We start from the raw sequence: 21636 nt of genomic DNA on the forward strand, positions 1-21636 counted from the left end.
TTTAATGCCGTGTCCTCTGTTGTTTAGACAATATACTTAATACGCTGTTTTTCCGCATGCCGTTCGATTGCAAGGGCAACGAGGCGCTCAATTAAGTTTGGATAATTAAGACCAGTTTCTTTCCACAATAACGGGAACATACTGATTGGGGTAAAACCTGGCATAGTATTTACTTCATTAATCAATGCCTTCCCATCTTTTGTTAAGAAGAAGTCCGCACGTACTAGTCCAGAGCAAGCTAATGCTTTAAACGCTTTAATTGCCATCATTTTAATTTGAGCGAATTCATCTTCCTGAATTTCTGCCGGAATAACTAAATCGGTACTTTCATCTTCATATTTCGCCTTATAATCATAAAAATCCTTTTTCGGAACAATTTCTCCAGGAACGGAACATTGTGGTTCGTCATTTCCAAGGACAGCAACTTCTACTTCACGTGCAATAACGCCCTCTTCAATAATTACCTTCCGGTCAAACTGAAATGCTTCGCCAAATGCAGCTTCCAATTCTGATCGATTCGTACATTTACTAATTCCAACACTTGATCCAAGGTTAGCCGGTTTTACAAAGCAAGGGTAGCCAAGTTCAGTTTCTACTTGTTGATAAGCTTCTGTCTTGGCCTTTTCCCATTCACTGCGAATAAAAGCAACATATTTCACTTGAGCAAGTCCGGCTTGTGCAAAAATATTTTTCATAATTACTTTATCCATGCCGGCAGCAGAAGCAAGCACACCGTTCCCAACATAAGGAAGGTTAAGCAGTTCAAGTAAGCCCTGAACTGTTCCATCTTCCCCATTTGGTCCATGTAAAAGTGGAAAAATCACATCAAGCGGAGAATCATCTTGTTCAGCCTGGAAAAGGGTTGTGGCCAATGATAAAGGAGAAATTTCTTTTCCAGTTGAAAATTGAAGTTCATTCACATTTTCAACTGGCTTCTTTAACTCTGTTCCTTTTATCCATTGGCCTTTGGTGGTTATGTAAATTGGATAAACTTCAAATTTTTCGAGATCTAATGCTTTTATAACAGCAAAAGCAGTTTGTAATGATACTTTGTGTTCGGCAGATTTTCCCCCGTATAATAAACCGAGTTTTGTTTTCATCATATACCCTCCAAATTTTCATTCGCCTTATATTTTATCACGATATAGGAATAAAGAAAGGAAATCTAGTCCTTGTTTTCATCTCTATTTTTCTTATATTTTATGTATTAGGTAGCTTGCTTAAAAACTAATTTACAAAAACGCTGTCCCCATGTTGTTGTCACTTTTACCTGCAAAAAAGTCTCTCCATGGGAACGGAGAGACTTCTGGAAGGAATTACTTGTTTAAACAATGTACAGTTTCCACTCTTTTGTCTTTTTGTCATAGATGATTTTCGCGTGGCACTCTTCTGTAGAAATCTGTTCATATTCTTCATACATATCATCCATATTGGCAAAGTCTCCAATGACCCATACTGGAATCTCAATTTTTGTGCGTTGGTTATCTGCATCCTTAATCGAAATACAAATTCCTTCTTTAATAAACGGTGTTAATGAGAGCAAAATTTCTTTATTTACGTTTGGATATATCCGTCTTTTGCGAATCCCTAATAAAGACTTTTCTTGTTTAAGCTTTCCTAACTTACTTGCGATTCCGCTGCTTAATAATTGAAAAAAATCTTTAAAGCTGCGGTAATAAATTTTGTTGAACCAGCCATCATCATGAGCTAAGTAAACAAACCGATTGTTTAGTTTACTGTAAAAAGGGATTTTTAAATGGTGCTTTAAATGGCCTAAATATAATAATTCCGCTATTTCATGGCCAGTAAGTTCATTTAAACCTTCTTCTTCAAAAAAATCAATCCAGCAAAAGTCTCCGTACCGGTAAACATCTTCTTCTGCTAATTTATTAACGCGATCATCGGGACAATATTCGAGTAATGTGTGGATATTAAAATCAGTATCATCAAAACGATGCTTTAATAAGAGCAAGTTATTTAATGAACCTGAAAAAGCGTAGGCAAACTCCTCAAACTCAATGCCATATGAAAGAACATATTGGTCTGCTTGGTTTAAATGGACATAGATGAGGTCCCGTACGTCTTGATGATGTTTTTTCAAAGCGAAACTCCTCCGATCATAAGAAAGGCGAAACACCCGTCTAGCGAAATTCACTGGGCTACCCGATGCTGGACAGTTCTCCTTGTTCAAGAATTTAATTTATCTTTGCTTATTTTTATAGCATAAGGAAACATCCTTTTAAACTGTCGTTACTTTATTAATCTTATCAAAGAATAGGTCAAATAGCTTATTTCATTTATTTTACAATTTGGGTCTAAAGCTAACTAATTTGTCATATACAATCGTACGACCTAATCATATTACAAGCTTTGTTATTTTATCCACTTTTGCCGCCTATATTGGCAAAAATATTTATTCTTTTATTTCCATTATGAGTAAATTTGTTATAAACTTAAATTTGAATTTTATAAAAGTGAAGGTGGACCATGTCAGATTTTATTTATTCTATCTTAATGACGTTATCGTCCCTCGGCTATTTTGGGATTGCTCTAGGGCTTATGATTGAAATTATTCCAAGTGAAATTGTGTTAGGCTATGGAGGCTACTTGATCTCAAAAGGGGTCCTTAATTACCCATTGGCTGTGATAGCAGGCGTTATCGGCGGAACGATTGCACAGTTATTTTTATATTGGGCAGGTTATTACGGCGGCCGCCCATTCTTAGAGAAGTACGGAAAATATGTATTTATAAAAAAGAGACAAATCGATATGTCTGAACAATGGTTTGAAAAATATGGAGCCGGTGTTATTTTTTCAGCCCGTTTCATCCCAGTTGTAAGACACGCTATTTCCATTCCTGCCGGTATTGCGAAAATGCCGTTCAGCAAATTCACACTCTATACAGTGGCGGCCATTTTACCCTGGTCGATTCTATTCCTCTATTTAGGTGAAATTCTCGGAAAAAACTGGGCAAATATAAAAACTTATGCAGAACCATATGTTATGCCGATTATCATTGCAGCAGTTATTATTGGGGTGATTTACTATTTGATTAAACGTAAAAAATAAAACCACCTTTGAGGTGGTTTTACTCGTAAAGTAAATAAGAAAAGGGTTTGAACATAGATAACTGTCCATCTCCAGCGCCCAGCAACTAGTGTACTTCGTCTAACAGGCGCTTCCGCTTTTATTTTTTAAAATGATATGGCAATGTTGAGATAATAACGTTCTTTTTAAAAAGAAGGTACGTACGTATTAAAAAGCTTGATTGATTGTGTAGAATATTATGCCAACTTTTTTTCGTAATAAATTGTGGAATCAAAACGGTCACCCGATAATTGTTCTCGCGAGCTTTATGTTCAACCGTATCAATAAACTTCGATAACGGGTGCAGAACACTGCGGTAATGTGAGTGCAATGTGACGAGACGGACATTCGGCTGCCACTTTTGCCATTTTTCTGCAAAGCGCTTTTCATCCTCACGATCAAACGAAACATAAACAGCAAAAATTTGATCCGTTAATGACTTTGCGTAATTAATCGAGTTTTCAACCACTTTCGTAATCCCCGCAACAGGAACAATAATGACATTCCCTTCAATTGGAGGAGCTGGTGAGTCTGGATAGATCCTTAACTGTTCTCCAACTGCCTCATAGTGTTGATTTACCCTGTGAAAAATATATACCATTACTGGCAAAAAGATAAAAACAAACCAAACTTGAGTAAACTTCGTTATAAACAAAATCATTAATACTGTCAGCGTGATCAAGGCCCCAATTAGATTGGCTGTTAATTTGCCAACCCACCCGGCAGGCCGTTCACGCACCCATTTCCTTATCATTCCGGTTTGGGATAACGTGAATGGGATAAAGACCCCGACTGCGTAAAGTGGAATTAAGTGCTCTGTTTGCCCATGAAAGGCAATAATTAATAGGATCGAAGCAAAACCAAGGGAAACAATTCCATTTGAGTATCCCAGACGGTCTCCTCTTATAGTAAACATTCTTGGCATATATTTGTCACTGGCAAGGTTAAAGGCTAGTAACGGAAATGCTGAAAACCCAGTATTGGCTGCAAGCACCAAAATAAGAGCCGTTGTTCCTTGGACAAAGAAATACAGATAGTTTCGGCCAAACGTTGTCTCGGCAATTTGTGAGACAACTGTTTCGTCCGGTTTAGGCGATATCCCGTAATAGTAGGCTAAAAAGGTAATACCTGAAAATAGGATAGCTAATAAGGATCCCATCAGAATTAACGTTTTGGCAGCGTTACGTGGTGCAGGGTCCTTAAAATTAGGAATTGCATTCGAAATTGCTTCAACCCCAGTTAGTGCCGAACAACCTGATGCAAAAGCTCTTAACAGTAGAAATAAGGTAATTCCTGAAACGGGTGTGCCGATTGATGCAGACATCGGTGCTGAAACATTGCCCGTAAGGATTTTATAGATTCCTACACAAATGAGGACAACAAGTGCAATAACAAACAAATAAACTGGATAGGCCAGGATGGTAGCCGACTCCGTGAGCCCGCGCAGATTTAAAATTGTAATACATACCACCAATATAACTCCAATGATAACAGTATGAGGATGGAGGCTTGGAAAGGCAGAAGTAAGCGCATCCGTACCTGCTGAAACACTTACAGCAACTGTTAAAATGTAATCCACCAATAAGGAACCGCCAGCAATTAATCCTGCATTTACACCCAGGTTTTCCTTAGAAACAACATAGGCTCCGCCCCCATGAGGATAAGAGAAAATAATTTGTCGATAAGATAAAATTAGTGCTGCCAGAAGGAATAATACACCTATGGCAATCGGAACGGAATACCAATATGCAATGGCCCCCACTGTAGCCAGTACTAGTAGAATCTGCTCTGTACCATAAGCTACTGAAGACAATGCATCTGATGATAAAACGGCTAAGGCCTTAATTACGTTTAGTTTTTGATGTCCAAGTTCCGTTGATTTCAAAGGACGCCCGATTAAAAATCTTTTAATCGTAGAGAGCATGTAATTCACCCACCACATTTAAAGTTAAATTCACCCGCTTGATTCTATCATAACTAACAAATGGAAATGAGTAATTTTTTTCGACAAATACGAAAAGCGGAAGCGACCGAATTAACGAACGTCGACTAAAACCCGCCACGTCCTGTGCGTCGAAGCAAAATTCAAAGATAGTACAACATTATGAAAAAAACAAAAAACTGCTTGGATGATCTAATAAGGATCCTCCAAACAGCTTTTTAATCAACCTTTTGAGCTCTGTAAAAAGCCTTCTGCCTCAAGCAGCTTTTCTTTAAAGGATGTCCGGTTTCCGGCATATCCCACTAAATCTCCTCTTTTTCCAATAACCCTGTGACAGGGAATAATAATCGGCAATTGATTTGCTTTGTTTGCTTGGCCAACAGCTCTGACAGATTTCGGATTCCCGATCATTTCCGCCACATCGGCATAACATCTCACTTCTCCATAAGGAATCGTCAGCAGAGCCTTCCATACCTTTTTTCGAAAATCGGTTCCTTCAATCGAAAGGGGTAGATCAAATTCCTTTCGTTTACCATTAAAGTACTCATCTAACTGACAGATGGCCTGACCACAAAGTTCTTGGTCCTCAACAAGAGCGGGATTTTTTTTCAGATACTCTTCCCATTCCTCTTCAAAGATTTCAATTCTTTTTATCCCCGTGTCATCTGCAACAACACGAATTTTACCAAGTGGTGACTGGTATTCACCATATCCTATTTTCATAGAATCCCCCCTCTTTTCGTCCATTTTTTAAGCCTGGGACTTAACGGTACGATTTTTAAAGAGCAAGAAAAGATAAAGGACCATCGAAATAAATACAGATAGACTCGAAGCTAAATAAATACTTCGGTATCCCAGCAGATGGGCAATTTGTCCAAAAACCATGGCTCCTATTCCAATTCCAAGATCAAAGAAGGAGAAAAAGGTCGCGTTTGCCATCCCTTTTCGATTCATTGGGGCTTTATCAATTGCCCATGCCTGCAAGGCCGGCTGCACACTTCCAAAACCTAAGCCGTAGAAAATAGCAGCTAAGCACAACATAGCAGTATCAGGCAGCCATGCTAACAGGAGCATGGCTGCAAAAATCAATAGTGCTCCAGGGATCACAACCGCCTGGTGCCCCCTCTTGTCATATAATTTACCTGCAAACAATCTCGTCACTAATACTGCAAGAGCAAATAGTAAGAAATACCACTGGATCCCAGCTATATGTTTTTCTGCGGTATATAAAGGCAGGAATGTAGCAATGCCACCGAAGGTAACCGTAATAAAAAGCAAAAGCAATGAAGGCTGTAAGGCTGTTTTCTCATAAAAATCAAATTTTTCGTCTGCTTTCTTCTTTGGTTTCTGTTCTACCTTTTTGTATGTAATTCTCGATGAAAGGATTAGTGCTGCCAACCCACATCCAGCACATATAAAGAAAAAGGAAGTAAAGGATAACATGGATGTTAATCCAAGTCCAAGCGAAGGTCCGAATGCCATCGCGATGTTTCCTGATAAACCAAAGTAACCCATCCCTTCTCCCCGTCTTTTTGCCGGGATTAAGTCGGTAGCAATTGTTCCGGATGCCGTTGTGGAAAAACCCCAACCCACCCCTTGGACAACACGCATGACAAATAGGAATAGAATGCTCATTGCAAATGCATACGAGCCAATCGAAACAACAAAAATGGAAAGTCCTAGTAAATAAACAAATCCACGTCCCTTTGACTCCAGGGCATGACCGGCAAAAGGTCTAAGCAGCAAAGCTGAGAATGTAAAGATTCCTACCACAAATCCGATCAATTGGTCATTCCCGCCTAGCTGCTTAACAAAAAGAGGAATCGTAGGTAACGTCATCTGAAATCCTAAAAAAACAAAAAAGTTGGCAAAGAGAATAAAAACAAAATCTCGTGTCCAAATTTTATCGGTGCCATTACTTTCTTGATGACTTACTTTATTTAATTGTTTATCCATTTTTCCGGTAATCATCCTCTCTCGGATCAAAGTGATCAGTGATCATCCCCAAAATCTCTTGATCAACAAACTATCATTGTTTTAGTATTTTACCATAACTTAGAACAACTTGTGTCATACACTGAATTTATTACTAATTGTTTCACATTCAAAGTTTTATCCTCATTATTGAAACTGTTTACCCCAGAGTATAATAAAACGCTTCTACGGTTGGTAGAAACGTTTTTGTTTTGTTATGCCTCAATTAGTCGTACGAAGGTTTGAATTTGACCCAGGTGAAGGGCTTCGTGATAAACTCCAAAGCCCGCAAGCTCGCCAAAGGTTTCACACCCTAGGAATGGTTTTTCTAGCTTTTCTGCAAGTTGGCTTGCAGGGATTTGGTTAATTCGGTTGAGTTGCTCCGTTAGCTGATCCACTAATACGGCAACAGAAGGAACATCACTAGTCCAATCATCTGGTTTCGTACCGCTGCCAAAAAGCTCTTTATAGCTTGCCGGAAGGTTGGCGGAATTAGCCGGAAAGCTAAAGAGAAATTGTTCTGCAACTGTTAGGACATGTCCAACCATCCAGTGAATATTGTTATTAAATCCTTTCGGCTGAATATCGACGATTTCAGGATTAATGTTTTGAACTCTTTTGATGAATCTGTCCCTTGTCAGGTTATACTGCTTAAATATTATTTCGCTCATTTTCATCCTCCTAGAATTTCCAAGTTAAGGTTAATTCTATTATGTAAGACCGGTTTCTTTCAACTTTTTTGGCTTGGATGAGTTCCTTTTCTCTGTTTAGGAAATCATACTTTAAAAGGAGGAATGAAAATGGCAAGAAAAAGAAAGCCCCTTGTTCCAGAAGCAAGGAATGAACTCGATCTGCTGAAAGCAAAGGTTGTGAATTCCCAAAGTCCTGAGCAGGCAAAATTTGAGGCAGCTGAAGAAGTAGGCGTGCCGCTCAAGAATGGTTATAACGGACGGCTTACTTCACACGAAGCTGGCAAAGTAGGCGGGCGGCTGGGCGGCAGCATGGTGCGCGAGCTTGTTAAAATGGCCCAGAAAAGTATGACAAAAAATAAATAGCTTCGACGCACAGGACGTGGTAGTGCCGACGTTGCCGCCATGACGGCGGCTCTATTAGTCGGCTAATGCCTAACGCTAGTGTACTTCGCTTAACGAACGCTTCCGCTTCTTTTAGTTTTCGTCGAAATTTATCGGAAAATAAATTTGACAATTTTGTGACAATTGATAGAATATTCAGTATAAGGGGGTTATCACTATGAAAGATAAACAAACTTACGATCTTTACATTTTTAAGAAAACTACCTTTTTTGGAATTTGCATTGGGTTTGCCATCTTATTAATTAGTTTTTTTGAAAGCGATTTCAACACTGATTTCATTCTTTCCTTTATCGGAATGGGTATCATGATCGCATCAATGGTTACTTTTGGATTTGGAATGTGCCTGAATCTCATGGATGAGACAACAGATAAAAGTAAAGGCAAAAACACTTCCCCATCCAAAGAGAACCATTATTACTTTTTAGAAAAGCAAAGCTATTTTTATTAATATAAGCATCTCACATGATTAATCCTCAAACCGCTCATAGTAAAAATATTCATTCTGAGGTTTTCTATTTATCATGCACAACCAGAAATTTCTATGTACCGATAAAAAAGAGGATAACCGCTTTGTTATCCTCTTTTCATTGTCTTAAAATTGTGGTTGATGCTGCCGTTTGAATTTTGTCAGGAAGAATACTAGTGTTGCAGCCAGGAAAGTGATAAAGAAAATCGATTCATATCCAATATTCATCCACATATAGCTAAAGTCCCCTGTTGAAATAATCGCACGAAAACCGGCAACTGTATAAGTCATTGGCATGAAATGCGCGATTGCTTGTAAAAAGTTTGGTGTCAATTCAATCGGGTATGTTCCGGAACTGCTCGTTAATTGCAATACTAACATAATAATAGCTAAGAAACGGCCGGGATTATCAAGCACAGTAACAAGGAACTGGATGATGGCAAAGAACGTCCAACTTGTAAAAATGCTCAGCATTATAAAATAGGGAGCACTTTTTACCTCCAAACCAAGTACTTGTAACAAGATAACATCCGCAAGGAGTGCCTGCCCAAGTCCAACCGCGAAAATAATCCCTAATTTACCTGTAAACCAACCAAACCCGCTTTTCGGCCTCACAGCCGGCTCGAGCATTGGAAAAATAACAGATAGGACAAGTGCTCCTACAAATAAGCTCAATGATAAGAAATATGGAGCAAATCCAGTTCCATAATCAGGAACATGATTTAGACGATCATCTTTTACATTAACTGGCTTCGCGAACATATCATAGACTCTGTTATTGGCTTTAATAGCACTTGTAGCCTTAGCACCATTCTGAAGCTGATCTTCTAATTCCTTCGAACCGAATGACAGCTTGTTTATTCCGCCTGATAATTCACTTGAACCGCCGGCAAGCTGGGACATTCCCACTTGTAATTTTTTGGTACCCACTGATAATTGATTCGTACCGTCAGCCAATTGAGTTGAACCATTTGCAAGCTGATCTGTTCCGTCTTCCATTTGGACAGAACCTGCTGCCAATTGATCTAAACCGGAAGATAAGCTGCTGTGCCCAGATGTAAGCTGGCTATAGCCTTTCATCGCTAAATCAATCTTTTTATCAATGGTTGAGATTCCAGCTGTAAGCTGCTTTTGCCCAGCTGCCAGATCCTTTGCCCCGCTTGCAAGTTGATTAATACCGCCAGCCAATTGGTTCTGACCTAAATTCAATTGATTAGCACCTACAGATAGTTGATTTGCAGCTTGCGTTATTGCAGCTGCATGATTCGATAATTGACCAAGTCCATCAGCAACACCCAGGCTTCCAGAGGAAAGTTGCGCCAAACTGCTTTTTAGTGTTTCAAGCTGCGCTTTTTGAGCAGCGTCATTTGTTCCAGCTGCCATTTGACTAACAAGATCGACTGCTTGCTTCAAGCCTTGGTTTAGTTCTTCGGCCCCGCTTTTCGTTTGCTCGGCACCTTGACTCCATTGATCCATTGATGATGAAAGCTGTCCTGCTCCATCAGCAATTTGTTTAGACCCACTTTGCAGTTCCGGCATATTTCCTGCAGCAGAATCAAGCCCATTTGAAAGCCGTGTCGCGCCATCTTCCGATTTCTGAGCACCAGCCAGTAAGTCAGCTGTGCCACTTTTCATTTGACCTAAGCCTGCCCCAAATTGATTTAATCCTGCTTGGAGCTGTTTAGAGCCTGCTGATGCTGACACTGCACCTTCTGAAAAGGCAACTGATTTCGCCGCAAGCATTTGTAATTTTTCCTTAAGCTTTTTTGCACCGGAATCTACTTGAGAGCTTCCATTGACCAAGCCCACTGTTCCACCTTTTGCTGATTCAAAACCTGCTTCTAAATCGTTAACGCCTGTTTTTGCTGAATTGATCCCGTTGTTAAGTTCCCCTGCACCATAACTTGCCTTTGTTAAGCCAGCTGCCACATCCTTACTTTTTTTCAGCATGGATTCGGCGTATGTTTTCGTAACAGTGCTAGAAACCTCCTCTTTTATCTTTTCAATTGCTGAATCACCAATCTTGGAGGAAAGGTAGTTATAGCCTTCATTTGCGGTATAAACGAGCGTTAATTTTTTCGGCTTCTCACTTTGTAATGTCGCCGCATTTTTGGAAAAATCCTTTGGAATCTCAACCTTTAAATAATAATCTTGATTCTTCATGCCTTTCACTGCTTCTTTTTTACTTACAAATTGCCAATGAAAGCCTTTCTTTTCTTTTAACTTTTCCACTAAATCTTTGCCAATCGCTAAGTTTGTCCCATTATAGACGGCACCTTGGTCATTGTTTACTACTGCCACTGGAAGTCGATCCAGATGGCCGTAAGGATCCCAAAACGCCCAAAGGTATGTTCCGCTATATAATAGGGGAATGGTCATCACCCCGATAATCGCAATGAGAAGTTTACGATTATAGAGGATTGCTAATAGTTCATTTTTCAATGCTGTAACGATCTCCATCTTCTTATCTCCTCTCTGGTTGGAAAGACAATAATTTAATTGACCATTTTCCCCATTTAGTCATATTTTTTCAAAAAAGAAGAATCATCAACTTGATAATCCTTTCATTAAAAAGATTTTCATTATGTTTGCTATTTCCTCAGAACTTAAAGGCTCGTGATTCTGTTCCCAATCTGAAACAAGTGAAATATACAATTTTAACAGCAAAAAACTTGTAAGCTCTGAGTTTGTTGGATGTATTGCCCCTTTTGCAGTTGCAATATCAATTTTTTGCTTTAGATATTCAATTATTTCTTGTTCCACATGCTCCAGCATTTCTGAAACAGCATGGGTCCCCATTTCTGTTTCTTCTTGGATCAACTTAATCATCAATTGATGCTGGGAACGAAATTCCAATAAACGATAAAGGGCACGATGAACATTCTCAGCAAACGGTAACTCCGGGTCAATGACAGCCTCTGCTTCGGCAATCATTTCCTTAACCAATGAAGAAATAATCTCGTTAAATAGTTCTTCTTTATTTTTAAAAAAGGTATAAATTGTCCCCTTTCCTACATTGGCAAGCTTCGCAACTTGATCCATGGTTGTCGCCTTATAGCCAAATAACGAAAAGGATTTTGTTGCAGCCTCTACAATCATCCCGCGTCGATCCACTACTCTTTCCCCCTAATGACTATTTTAGTTTTTCAGTCAGTTTAACAATGGATAATATACCACATTTGACTTCATCGTACAATCATTTTAATCCTAAACCCTCAGTCATGATAGAAAACGGAAAATCCTTTTTACCAAAAATAGAGCACTAAATTGATTTTTTATTTTTGAATCGGATTTTTAGGCGATAACTAGGGACAATAGCATATATATATTTTTAGTTTGTCCAGCTTTGGTAGTTTGAAGCCGCCAACCTCCTTGAAAAGAGATTCTGGAATCGAAAGGATGAGAAAGATGAGCATCGATCGAGTTTGTACAATTGGCCCAGCAAGCAGCCGCTCCGACACCTTGTCAAGACTAATATCAAACGGCATGAATATCATTCGCCTAAACATGTCTCATGGTACACATGATAGCCATAAAGAAATAATTCAATTAGCAGGTTCCATTGAGGACTCCATTAGAATAGTAGGTGACCTTCAAGGACCTAAAATAAGATTAGGTGAGATCGAGGATAACGAGGTCATTCTTAAAAAGGGAGACACATTTACACTGTACATGCAACCTGTTAAAGGGAATTGTGAAGGAGCATCTGTCGACTATTCAAATTTAGCCAAAGATGTTAAGGAAGGAAGCCAGATTCTCATAAACGATGGACAAGTAGAATTGAGTGTGGGGAAATCTGATCAAGAGAAAATCCAAACAATTGTAAAAGTTGAGGGTCCGATCTCCTCCCATAAAGGTGTTAATGTGCCGGGTACAGAAATTCACTTACCAGCCATAACGGAGAAGGATAAAGAGGATATTGAATTTCTGTTAGCGGAAAAGGTGGATTATCTAGCCTGTTCGTTTGTCCGGAAGCCATCCCATATAACGGAAATACGCGATTATATTAAGGAGCGCTCCACTCAAATCCCAAAGCTGATTGCAAAAATTGAAACAATCGAAGCACTCACTAACTTTCCAGCTATTTGTCAGGAAGCGGACGGGATCATGATTGCAAGGGGTGACTTAGGTGTAGAAGTACCCTACCATTGGATTCCATTGCTGCAGAAGGCAATGATTCATGAGTGCAATAGAACCCATACATACGTAATTGTTGCCACGCAAATGCTGCAATCCATGGTTGAAAGTTCCCTTCCAACGAGAGCAGAAGTAACCGATGTTTTTCAAGCTGTCCTTGACGGAGCAAATGCGGTGATGCTCTCCGCTGAAAGTGCTGCTGGTGATCATCCGATTGAAAGTGTTGAAACACTTACACTTGTTTCACAGTTTGCTGAAAAAATGAGACAGGAAGAACCCTTTGATTTTGAGGATGTTGTAAATTTAATTAGCAATAAACTTTAACCTAGCTAACACATTCTTCTTATTATTTGATACTTAACCTAGTAAGCAGAAGAGCTCGTTTACAAAACAGCCCTTCTGCTTATTTTTTAGTAATCTAAAACTATCCATCCCGGATTATGATTTTAAAATTACTGTCCTGATTTTTGGGAATCTGGATTAGAACCATTGTCTTGAGACTGATCTGATCCATTATTCTGGGATTGACCGCTGTCTTTAGTTTGATCGGATCCGTTATTCTGGGATTGACCGTTGTCTTTAGTTTGATCGGATCCGTTATTCTGGGATTGACCACTGCTTTGAGATTCGTTAGAACCGTTGTCCTGATTTTGCTCTGTGTCAGCATTCGTTTTTTTCTCATTATCACTGCAGCCCGAGGCTACTCCTACCAACGTCAGAGCTGCCATTACAATTAAACACCATTTTTTTAAACCTTTCATTCTCGCATTCCTCCTTGAAATTTTTAAAAGATGGTACATTCCCATCTTACAAGAATCCTTGAAATGTAGAATACGAATGGCAAATTCTTTACAGTAATTAACAGTCCATTAAAAATTTTCATCATAATTTAGTTAAATTTTAAAGTTATTCAGTCTTTTTAATTCTTTCCTTTTCTTCTTCTCGTCAATTATTCCTACTTGTTCTGGTAACGTATTATTGTTTTGCTTTTTATCTTAATTCAGATACTTTATAAACAAACGTTTGATTACTAAACCTTAATTACTAACTCAAAAAAGCCCAATGAGTTTATCATTGGACCTTCGAATTACAAAAAGTTAATACCATCATTTAATATTAATAGAAGTATAGAATGACTCACTGCAATTTTTTACTCATGTTGTACCAAATGACTCCACCATGCTCAGAGTTGGAAACACCGCAATTAATGAATCCATAGTTTTCATAAAAATGAATTAAGTTTTCTTTACAAGTGAGCGTAAGCGTCTCACGTTTTTTCGCGCTTGCTTCTTTTTCCAAATGTGCAAGTAATGCTGATGCCACGCCGCGTTTTTGATAGTTTGGTGACACCGCTAATCCTAAAATACTTTGATGGCCTCCAGCGGCTGGATTTTCCTTTATGTCACTAAACAAATCATCTGTAATGAATGGTGTTTCAATAACTGGTCCGTTGACTAGGCCGGTGACCGCGCCATCCACTTCAGCCACAAAAAAACTATCAGAAATGAGTTGAATTCGCTTTTCAAACGCTTCTTTTGTTGCAGCCTCTTCTATTGTAAAGCAAAGATTTTCTATGAGGACAAGTTCAGGTAAATCCTCCATTTTCACATTTCGTATATCCAACAAATCCATCATTCCCCCGAAAATTGAGCCATATTCTTGCGCTCAACCATTTTGTAAAAGTCAGTAATGAATTGAAAGTGCTCGTAATTTTTCGACATTACTGCATTATTCGGAAACAGCACTGGCTAATCGGTCTCTTTTGACGTGTAAAATCCGATACAGTTCATCAAGCCTTTTTATTTGAAAGGTTGGAACAATTTTAGAGTCATTGGGCTTCATTTCAGGATTGAACCAACATGTGTCTAGCCCGGCCTGCTGTCCGCCTTTAATATCCGAGCTTAAGGAATCTCCGATAATTAATCCTTTTTCTACAGAGAAATTAGGAATTCGTGCAAAGACATAATCAAAAAACTCCCTCATTGGCTTTTGAAAGCCTGTGTCATCTGAAACAAAAATGTCTTTAAATAGCGGATATAATCCTGAATTTCGCAAGCGTTTATCCTGAGTTTTGGAAATGCCATTCGTAACTATATATAAGTCATAGTTTTTTTGCAGTTCTGTGATCAATTCAAAAGCACCACTAACTAGTTGATGCCCTTCTTCTAGATAGCTACGATATTTTTTTTCTAGTAAAACTCCATCTACCTCTTGACCGTACTCCTTAAATAAAATCGAAAACCTTGTATTCACTACCTCATCACGAGCTAATTTTCCCTCTTCAAAGGATTCCCAAAGGCGATGATTTACCAATTTATAATGTGCTTCGAGTTCAGTGCTAAAGGGAATTTTTTGATCCTGAAAAAGCAATCGCAACGCTGCGTTTTCTGCTGTACCAAAATCTAATAATGTGTCATCTACATCAAATAATAAAGTCTCGTATTTTTTCAAAACGTATCTCTCCATTTTAATACTTTCAATACTATTATTATAGTTCTTTTTCGCTTCCATAATGTTATTCACAATGAAGTATACCTTCCATTTACTAAAAATCGATAAATCAATGACATAATAATTGTGACCAAAGCAAAATCAACTGCATTAAATCGATGAGTGAAAACTATAAATTGGTGAGGATAACTCCAAAAGTTAAAATAAGAACCAACTTCATTAGCAAGACCGACTATAGTAAAAGCCACCATAATAGCCAGTGAAATTAAAAGGATTCTATAGCGGTCAATTAAAAGGATGAACAAAGATAGAAAATAAAACATTTTAGGATAGCGATACTCCACCACCCAGGACTAAATAGATCGTGATGAACCCACAAATTTGTTTGAATTGAATGATATTTACTTCCCATTTTTTCAATTTGATTGTACATAAACTCATCCCTTACTGTAATGGACGTATGTATTACTTCTCACTTTACCGTTTTTATCTTCGCCTCATTACCCAACTTATTCAGCAAAAAATATGTTAATAGAATGTAAAGTGTATGGTTTAGCTCTCGGGATTGGTAAGTCAATCTATCATTTGATCCCAAACTTCATAAACCCAGTCTATTTTTTCTTTTGTGGCATGAATTTAATAAAAATTTAATCAATTATTAAGAGGCTCAAAATAAACATTTAAGAACCTTTCTTTATAATTGCTTTAGCATAAAAACACTAAATTTGGAGGTGCTTTTTTTTTGACGCAAAATGTAGCAGAAACGAAAAAGGCAAATAATGGTCTGCAATCGAACCAGGATAAGTTGAAACATTTACTTAACAAGGTGCCACAGGTTACGATTTTCTTTTGGATCATCAAAATTTTATGTACCACTGTCGGAGAAACATTTGCAGATTTTATAAATTTCAATCTTGGGCTTGGATTAACTCTCACTACCGTCATTATGGGAATCGCGTTTTTCATCGTATTATTTCTTCAATTCCGAGCAACAAAATATATTCCTGGCATTTATTGGATAACAGTTGTTCTTATAAGTGTATTTGGAACGTTAGTAACAGATAATTTGACTGACAATATGGGAGTGCCTCTTGAGGTTAGTACAGTCGTTTTCTCCGTGTTGCTAGGATTAACCTTTCTTTTTTGGTTTCTTCGTGAAAAAACACTCTCGATCCACTCGATTTATACAAGAAAAAGAGAAGTTTTCTATTGGCTTACTATTCTTTTCACCTTCGCACTTGGTACAGCGGTCGGGGATTTATTTTCCGAACAACTTGGTTTTGGCTATCTTAAAACGGGATTATCAGTCATTGTGATCATTGTGTTTGTATTTATGGGATGGAAATTGAAACTCGATGAAGTATTAGCGTTTTGGATTGTGTATATTCTTACCCGTCCACTCGGTGCGTCACTCGGAGATTACTTATCACAACCAAAAGCTAATGGTGCGTTAGGATTGGGAACAACTATTACAAGTATCATCTTTCTTGCAGCTATTTTAGCGATCATCGTTTTTCTTGCTGTTACAAAAATTGATACAAATGCAAAAAGTGAAACGGTAGAAACGAACAAGAAGAATGTTCTGGTGCAAACCATTGTGGTACTATGTATTTTCTTAGTTGCTGGCGTAGGCACTTACAATTGGCGAAGCAATAACATAGCATTACAATCTACTGCTTCACAAACGACATTAGCAGGACAATTAACTGATTTTGTTACTATTGAAAATGATATGCTAAAAGATGTAAATTCAAATAACTTTACGTCGGCGAAAAAAGGGGCTGACAATTTGGAACATCAATGGGATACATCCGAAGCTAAACTTAGAAAAATAGATGGCACAACATGGACAAAAATCGATGGTACGATTGATGTTGTATTATCAGCAGTTCGTTCTTCCAGTCCTAATGTCAGCAAGTCCAAAGCTGCACTTTCCAATTCACTTAGTGTCATAAATGGAGCAAACAAATAAAAGTTCTTCGGAATCGCAAATGCGGTTCCTTTTTTAAAGACAGGACCATACATAGAGGTTTTTCATATGGTTATGAAAAACCTCTATGTATGATAACTAAAATGTAATAAATTCCCTTAAACTTTTTCTGTCTGACATTCGTCTTTTTATTTGGTAAAAACATTAAATAAATGAATGAAAGAAAAACAAACAAAAAATAGGAAATGATTATGAACCTTCATGGAGGAGTTATTAGATATGAATAAAGAGATTTACGCGAAAAGCACAAAACAATTACTCATAAAAGTCCCCGAAATCACAATCTTTTTCTGGATAATCAAGCTATTATCAACAGCAATGGGGGAAGCAGCATCAGACTATCTCGTTTTTCATATTAATCAATATCTTGCTGTTATATTAGGCACATTAGGATTTATTGTAGCATTAATCCTGCAATTTAAAGTTAAACGTTATATACCGTGGGTTTATTGGTTAACGATCTGTATGGTAAGTATTTTTGGAACAATGGCGGCGGATGTGGCACATATTGTTCTTCTCATTCCATATTGGTTATCCGCAGTAGCTTTTTTCATTGCTTTAATCATCATTTTTTGGTTGTGGTTTAAAACGGAAAACACATTGTCCATTCACAGCATTCATACAAAACGTCGTGAACTATTTTATTGGGCAACCGTACTCGCAACATTTGCGATGGGTACATCAACAGGAGATTTGACTGCTGAAACATTTCATATGGGATTTTTAGCCTCCGGGATCATGTTTGTCATTTTGTTTGCGATACCTGGATTATGTTATTGGTTGTTCGGTGCGAATGAAATTGCAATGTTTTGGATTGCTTATATTTTAACTCGCCCATTAGGTGCATCGTTCGCGGATTGGTTTGGTAAGGATCCTAGTGCTAGTGGATTAGGAAATGGAACTGGAATAGTAAGTGTGATTTTGGCAATTTTCATTGTCATCCTTGTTGGGTATTTATCAACAACTCGTAAGGATGTTCAAGAAAAAACCAATAAAGTTATCGAGAAATCAAATATGCTTAATATTGAACGTGAGTCTTAAATCAACCAAATATAAAATGCCTATCAAAGGACTTATATTTGATAGGCATTTTTCTTTAGAGATGTAACAGCTCCAATTATTGAGCAACTGTTAGGTTTAATAAGCATATTTATTTTATATTAATCTATCAATCAATATGTCAGTTGAATTAAAGAAAAATAGGAAATGCATTTACTTTTTATATTGGGGTGTAAAATGAATCAAAATAAGAACTACAATTTCTTTCAAAAGTTAGGTAGAAAATTAAAACTTAATTTCATCAAGCTTCTCCGTTCTCCAGGAGGCGCAAAAAAAGTTTCTATAGGCTTTTCCATCGGATTTGGTTTAGAGATGCTCGTCATTTCAACCGCTTCTCTTATCTATATTTTATTTATTCCGATTGTCCGTTTAGCAAAAGGTTCTTTGCCTGCTGCTGTTATAGGTAATCTCATCGGAAAGATTTCCTGTCTGCCTGTTCTTTTATTACCTCTTGCTCGAATCATTGGAAAAACGATTCACCCAGGTAAATCAGCATTAAACAATCACCGTGTTCATTTTTCTTTAAGTGATTTATTGCACGAAAATTTTAATGGTTTACAAGACCTTCTATTAGGTGGCATCCATGTGTTAATTGGAATGTTGATACTTGGAATTATATTAGGCATTGTTTCCTACTGGATTGTTTACTTCAGCTACCAAACTTCAACTAACCGACGTGCTAAGAAAAGAGCAAAAATGAAAGAATTAAGCGCATAAAACTGAATGTAACTCTTTATAATTTACGTTACATTCAGAGTTTCATTTGCTCACAAAAAAAATGCAGACGAACTGGCAGTTTAGTTTAATTTGAATAATCTTCCTTAATAAGTAAAAGATAATAACAATTTTTTACGGAGGTTATTAATATGTTCAATAAAAAAACCAAGCTTTTTACCTGATTTTCAACAATCAGGCCCTAACATAAAAAAAACACAATTCTTGCTGCAGAATTGCGCCAGATTGTTAAGATCATTACTTAAATCTTATTCAAGATAAGCACCATTTACACGTCAGGAATAACAGAAATAATTGGGATCCAAACAGGATCTAGTCATAGCACAAAAATATTTGTCTAAATATAATTACTGGTTTTCAACTTTACCCGGCTGTCAGTCTGTTCTTTTACATAGACCGGGTCCGGATTATGCAGCGGAAGTGTGATCATTATGGTTGTTCCATCACTTGGGACACTTTCGATATCAAGCTTTCCGTTCATGGTTTGGACTGTTTTCAATACAACCATTGACCCAAGTCCAGTCCCTTTTTCTTTGTTGCTGTAATATGGTTCACCATACCGATTGATTTGTTCTTTGCTCATGCCGATGCCATTGTCACTGATTTTAATGATTACATGATTTTTATCTGTTAATGATAGGACCTTAAGTTCGCCTCCGTTTTCCATTGCCTCAATCGCATTTTTCATTAGATTCAATATACATTGCCGGAAATAATTTGTATTTCCCAGAACCATTCCAGAGGCAAGCTGATTAGCTACCTTAACGGCGTTCATGTTAGCGAAAGGCTTTATAACTTCAATTAAACTTTTAATTTCATTATCTATTAAAATTGGTTCGACTTTCTCGATTGCCGGTTTTGCAAAGGCTAAATAATCACTTATAATCGATTCGGCAGTATTTAGTTCTCTTAAGACATGCTGAATATAGCGCTCCTTGTCATTCTGGGATAAATCAGGAGTCTTTAGCAGCTTGATAAACCCTTTTACAACCGTTAAAGGATTCCGGACCTCATGTGAAATACTGGCCGCAAGCTGACTGACAACGTCCATTTTTTCGATTTTAACAATATTTGATCTGATATGAATGGTATCCATTAAAACTTCAATGAAATACACCAGAAAAAACATGGCAACAGGAGGAATCATAATAAAATAGAAAATGTAAGCCTCTGTTACTTTGAAATAGTCGGACATTTTTAGTGCAATTTCTGTAGTAAGAAGCTCCAGTACAAAAATTAATAAAGCAGATGTCATAAGTTTGGACTTTTTATTCATTCGCTTAAACTTTGTGGAAAATAGGGCCGTTGCTAAATAAAGAACTAGATAAACTACCAGTGTGATGGAGTTAAAGCCGTAAATGGCAAATCGGGTGGATAAAGAAATAATCAACAATGCAGCCCCTGCCGCCCATCCGCCGTAAAGTGTCCCGATAAATAGAGGAATTTGCCTTAAATCATGTACGCAATATTGATCAATATAAATGGGAAACTTCATGCAAAGGACTATCGGCAGACTAATGGATACTGTAAACAACAAGTTTTTATGATTTTTAAACTTTTTTACATTATCAAATAAAACGAAAAACATGAAAATACTAACTAAAATATAAAATAGGTTATCTAAAACATGATGGTTGATAAAAACAGGTGTCATTAATAGTCTTCTCCCAGCAAATTATCTATTGAATCAAATAATAAAGTTTGGCACTATTCATTTCTTGTAAATTATACTTGAATATGGCATTGAAAAAAAGGACATCTTTTATGAGCATACTCGGAATCTCCATGACACACTCTAGTAAACCCTTGTACACGAAAGTTTAGCAAATGTTTCTCTAATCCTTCTTTTTGTTAGTTGGGGCGTCTTGTTTCCACAATCCAACCGCTATAAATGCACAACCAAGGTTAACAAGAAAGCTACGGGCTACTCGTAACATATAATTTTTTACGGTTTTGTCAATTTCAAAACTTAACGCAACCATTTGATTTGCTAGAGGAATCTGGGTATTCAACTTTGACCATTGAAGCCATTGCAGCTCGTGCGGGTGTCGGAAAAGCAACCATCTATCTTGGGTGGCCTAACAACCTTTACGTTACATTCGTTTTTTCCTGACTCCACAAAAAAAGACCACCAGTTAATTCATTGGTAGCCCACTCTTTAAAGAAAGCACTCCTTAGTTATTAATCACTTGCAATCTTTAAAACTCTGAGGTTAATTATCCATTTGTTCAAATTATAAGTCCAATTTCAATTTAAACTTCCATTAACATAAACTGCAGCCCAGGAAGAAAAGAAAAAGGGATTTTTTGCCCGTTTGTTTGGCAAGTAGAAAGGAAAAGTTTTTATGGATAAAATAAGAAAATTTTATTCAGATAGGATGTTTTTTATGTAAATTAATAGGGATTATCTATTTGATTAAAGATAAGGATTCTTATGAAAGATTGGTTGAGGTGATATACTTATTGATGGCAATTGTAGTGGTAACACTTATTTTTCATCATATTATCAAACCGTTTTCACATTTACGCGCCTTAGAGGATTCGAACCTCTGACCGTACGCTTAGAAGGCGTATGCTCTATCCAGCTGAGCTAAAGGCGCATCATAATAGGCAGAGAAGGAGAGATTTGTACTCTCGCGCCGGTCACCCGACCTACACCCTTAGCAGGGGCGCCTCTTCAGCCACTTGAGTACTTCTGCATT

20 protein-coding genes and 2 tRNA genes are annotated in these 21636 nt (G+C 37.5%); 8 read left to right on the forward strand and 14 right to left on the reverse strand.

Going from position 1 to position 21636, the window contains the following annotated elements; genetic code table 11:
• Nucleotides 1–23 precede the first annotated feature (23 nt).
• Nucleotides 24–1100: a D-alanine--D-alanine ligase gene (locus JN080_RS24390; RefSeq protein ID WP_256238575.1), complete on the reverse strand. Its 1077-nt coding sequence runs from the start codon at nt 1098–1100 to the stop codon at nt 24–26.
• 224 nt (nt 1101–1324) lie between these two features.
• Entirely contained in the window at nt 1325–2101 is a 777-nt protein-coding gene (locus JN080_RS24395) for a hypothetical protein (protein WP_256238576.1), read from the reverse strand.
• Nucleotides 2102–2487: 386 nt separating this feature from the next.
• Between JN080_RS24395 and uptA the strand changes: the two genes are divergently transcribed.
• Nucleotides 2488–3069, forward strand: coding sequence for an undecaprenyl phosphate transporter UptA (uptA, locus tag JN080_RS24400; RefSeq protein WP_256238577.1), 582 nt, complete (start codon nt 2488–2490; stop codon nt 3067–3069).
• A 118-nt stretch (nt 3070–3187) separates the two neighbouring features.
• Here the strand turns inward: uptA and JN080_RS24405 are convergent, their stop codons facing one another.
• The 4 genes from JN080_RS24405 to JN080_RS24420 form a co-directional block, all read right to left on the reverse strand.
• Complete coding sequence (locus JN080_RS24405; RefSeq protein ID WP_256238578.1) at nt 3188–5011, reverse strand: APC family permease; 1824 nt, start codon at nt 5009–5011, stop codon at nt 3188–3190.
• Nucleotides 5012–5251: 240 nt separating this feature from the next.
• Nucleotides 5252–5752 carry a methylated-DNA--[protein]-cysteine S-methyltransferase gene (locus JN080_RS24410; RefSeq protein ID WP_256238579.1) on the reverse strand — a complete coding sequence of 167 codons (501 nt, stop codon included), beginning with the start codon at nt 5750–5752 and terminating at the stop codon, nt 5252–5254.
• A 27-nt stretch (nt 5753–5779) separates the two neighbouring features.
• Nucleotides 5780–6985, reverse strand: a complete 1206-nt coding sequence (locus tag JN080_RS24415; RefSeq protein WP_256238580.1) for an MFS transporter — start codon at nt 6983–6985, stop codon at nt 5780–5782.
• A 233-nt stretch (nt 6986–7218) separates the two neighbouring features.
• Nucleotides 7219–7674, reverse strand: coding sequence for a DinB family protein (locus JN080_RS24420; protein ID WP_256238581.1), 456 nt, complete (start codon nt 7672–7674; stop codon nt 7219–7221).
• A gap of 129 nt (nt 7675–7803) precedes the next feature.
• On the opposite strand from JN080_RS24420, the gene JN080_RS24425 reads away from it, so the two are divergent.
• Nucleotides 7804–8058: an alpha/beta-type small acid-soluble spore protein gene (locus tag JN080_RS24425; protein ID WP_256238582.1), complete on the forward strand. Its 255-nt coding sequence runs from the start codon at nt 7804–7806 to the stop codon at nt 8056–8058.
• 196 nt (nt 8059–8254) lie between these two features.
• Entirely contained in the window at nt 8255–8545 is a 291-nt protein-coding gene (locus JN080_RS24430; RefSeq protein WP_256238583.1) for a hypothetical protein, read from the forward strand.
• Nucleotides 8546–8689: 144 nt separating this feature from the next.
• Here JN080_RS24430 and JN080_RS24435 read toward each other — a convergent pair whose 3' ends face one another.
• Nucleotides 8690–11023 (reverse strand): YhgE/Pip domain-containing protein, encoded by a 2334-nt coding sequence (locus tag JN080_RS24435; RefSeq protein WP_256238584.1) that lies wholly within the window; start codon nt 11021–11023, stop codon nt 8690–8692.
• Between the two features lie 87 nt (nt 11024–11110).
• Entirely contained in the window at nt 11111–11662 is a 552-nt protein-coding gene (locus JN080_RS24440; RefSeq protein WP_256238592.1) for a TetR/AcrR family transcriptional regulator, read from the reverse strand.
• Between the two features lie 309 nt (nt 11663–11971).
• On the opposite strand from JN080_RS24440, the gene JN080_RS24445 reads away from it, so the two are divergent.
• A complete protein-coding gene (locus JN080_RS24445; protein ID WP_256238585.1) occupies nt 11972–13024 on the forward strand; it encodes a pyruvate kinase in 1053 nt (350 codons plus the stop codon).
• Nucleotides 13025–13152: 128 nt separating this feature from the next.
• Here the strand turns inward: JN080_RS24445 and JN080_RS24450 are convergent, their stop codons facing one another.
• From JN080_RS24450 to JN080_RS24460, 3 genes are all read right to left on the reverse strand, one after another.
• The gene (locus JN080_RS24450; protein ID WP_256238586.1) at nt 13153–13461 is read right to left on the reverse strand and encodes a hypothetical protein; all 309 of its coding nucleotides are present in this window, start codon (nt 13459–13461) and stop codon (nt 13153–13155) included.
• 376 nt (nt 13462–13837) lie between these two features.
• Complete coding sequence (locus JN080_RS24455; protein ID WP_256238587.1) at nt 13838–14326, reverse strand: GNAT family N-acetyltransferase; 489 nt, start codon at nt 14324–14326, stop codon at nt 13838–13840.
• Between the two features lie 102 nt (nt 14327–14428).
• On the reverse strand, nt 14429–15151 hold the full coding sequence (locus JN080_RS24460) for a YjjG family noncanonical pyrimidine nucleotidase (RefSeq protein ID WP_256238593.1): 723 nt from the start codon (nt 15149–15151) through the stop codon (nt 14429–14431).
• 742 nt (nt 15152–15893) lie between these two features.
• On the opposite strand from JN080_RS24460, the gene JN080_RS24465 reads away from it, so the two are divergent.
• The 3 genes from JN080_RS24465 (at nt 15894) to JN080_RS24475 (ending at nt 18917) form a co-directional block, all read left to right on the forward strand.
• Nucleotides 15894–17123, forward strand: a complete 1230-nt coding sequence (locus JN080_RS24465) for a COG4705 family protein (protein ID WP_256238588.1) — start codon at nt 15894–15896, stop codon at nt 17121–17123.
• 237 nt (nt 17124–17360) lie between these two features.
• Nucleotides 17361–18182 (forward strand): COG4705 family protein, encoded by an 822-nt coding sequence (locus JN080_RS24470; RefSeq protein ID WP_256238589.1) that lies wholly within the window; start codon nt 17361–17363, stop codon nt 18180–18182.
• Between the two features lie 195 nt (nt 18183–18377).
• Nucleotides 18378–18917 carry a DUF2062 domain-containing protein gene (locus JN080_RS24475; RefSeq protein ID WP_256238590.1) on the forward strand — a complete coding sequence of 180 codons (540 nt, stop codon included), beginning with the start codon at nt 18378–18380 and terminating at the stop codon, nt 18915–18917.
• A 355-nt stretch (nt 18918–19272) separates the two neighbouring features.
• Here the strand turns inward: JN080_RS24475 and JN080_RS24480 are convergent, their stop codons facing one another.
• Complete coding sequence (locus JN080_RS24480) at nt 19273–20589, reverse strand: ATP-binding protein (protein ID WP_256238591.1); 1317 nt, start codon at nt 20587–20589, stop codon at nt 19273–19275.
• A 333-nt stretch (nt 20590–20922) separates the two neighbouring features.
• On the opposite strand from JN080_RS24480, the gene JN080_RS30020 reads away from it, so the two are divergent.
• On the forward strand, nt 20923–21048 hold the full coding sequence (locus JN080_RS30020; RefSeq protein ID WP_375141759.1) for a TetR/AcrR family transcriptional regulator: 126 nt from the start codon (nt 20923–20925) through the stop codon (nt 21046–21048).
• Between the two features lie 412 nt (nt 21049–21460).
• Here the strand turns inward: JN080_RS30020 and JN080_RS24485 are convergent.
• Nucleotides 21461–21534, reverse strand: a tRNA-Arg gene (locus JN080_RS24485).
• A 9-nt stretch (nt 21535–21543) separates the two neighbouring features.
• Nucleotides 21544–21633 (reverse strand) — tRNA-Ser (locus tag JN080_RS24490).
• Between the last annotated feature and the right edge of the window lie 3 nt (nt 21634–21636).

Source organism: Bacillus sp. EB600, assembly GCF_024494385.1.
Classification (GTDB): domain Bacteria; phylum Bacillota; class Bacilli; order Bacillales; family Cytobacillaceae; genus JAEVLT01.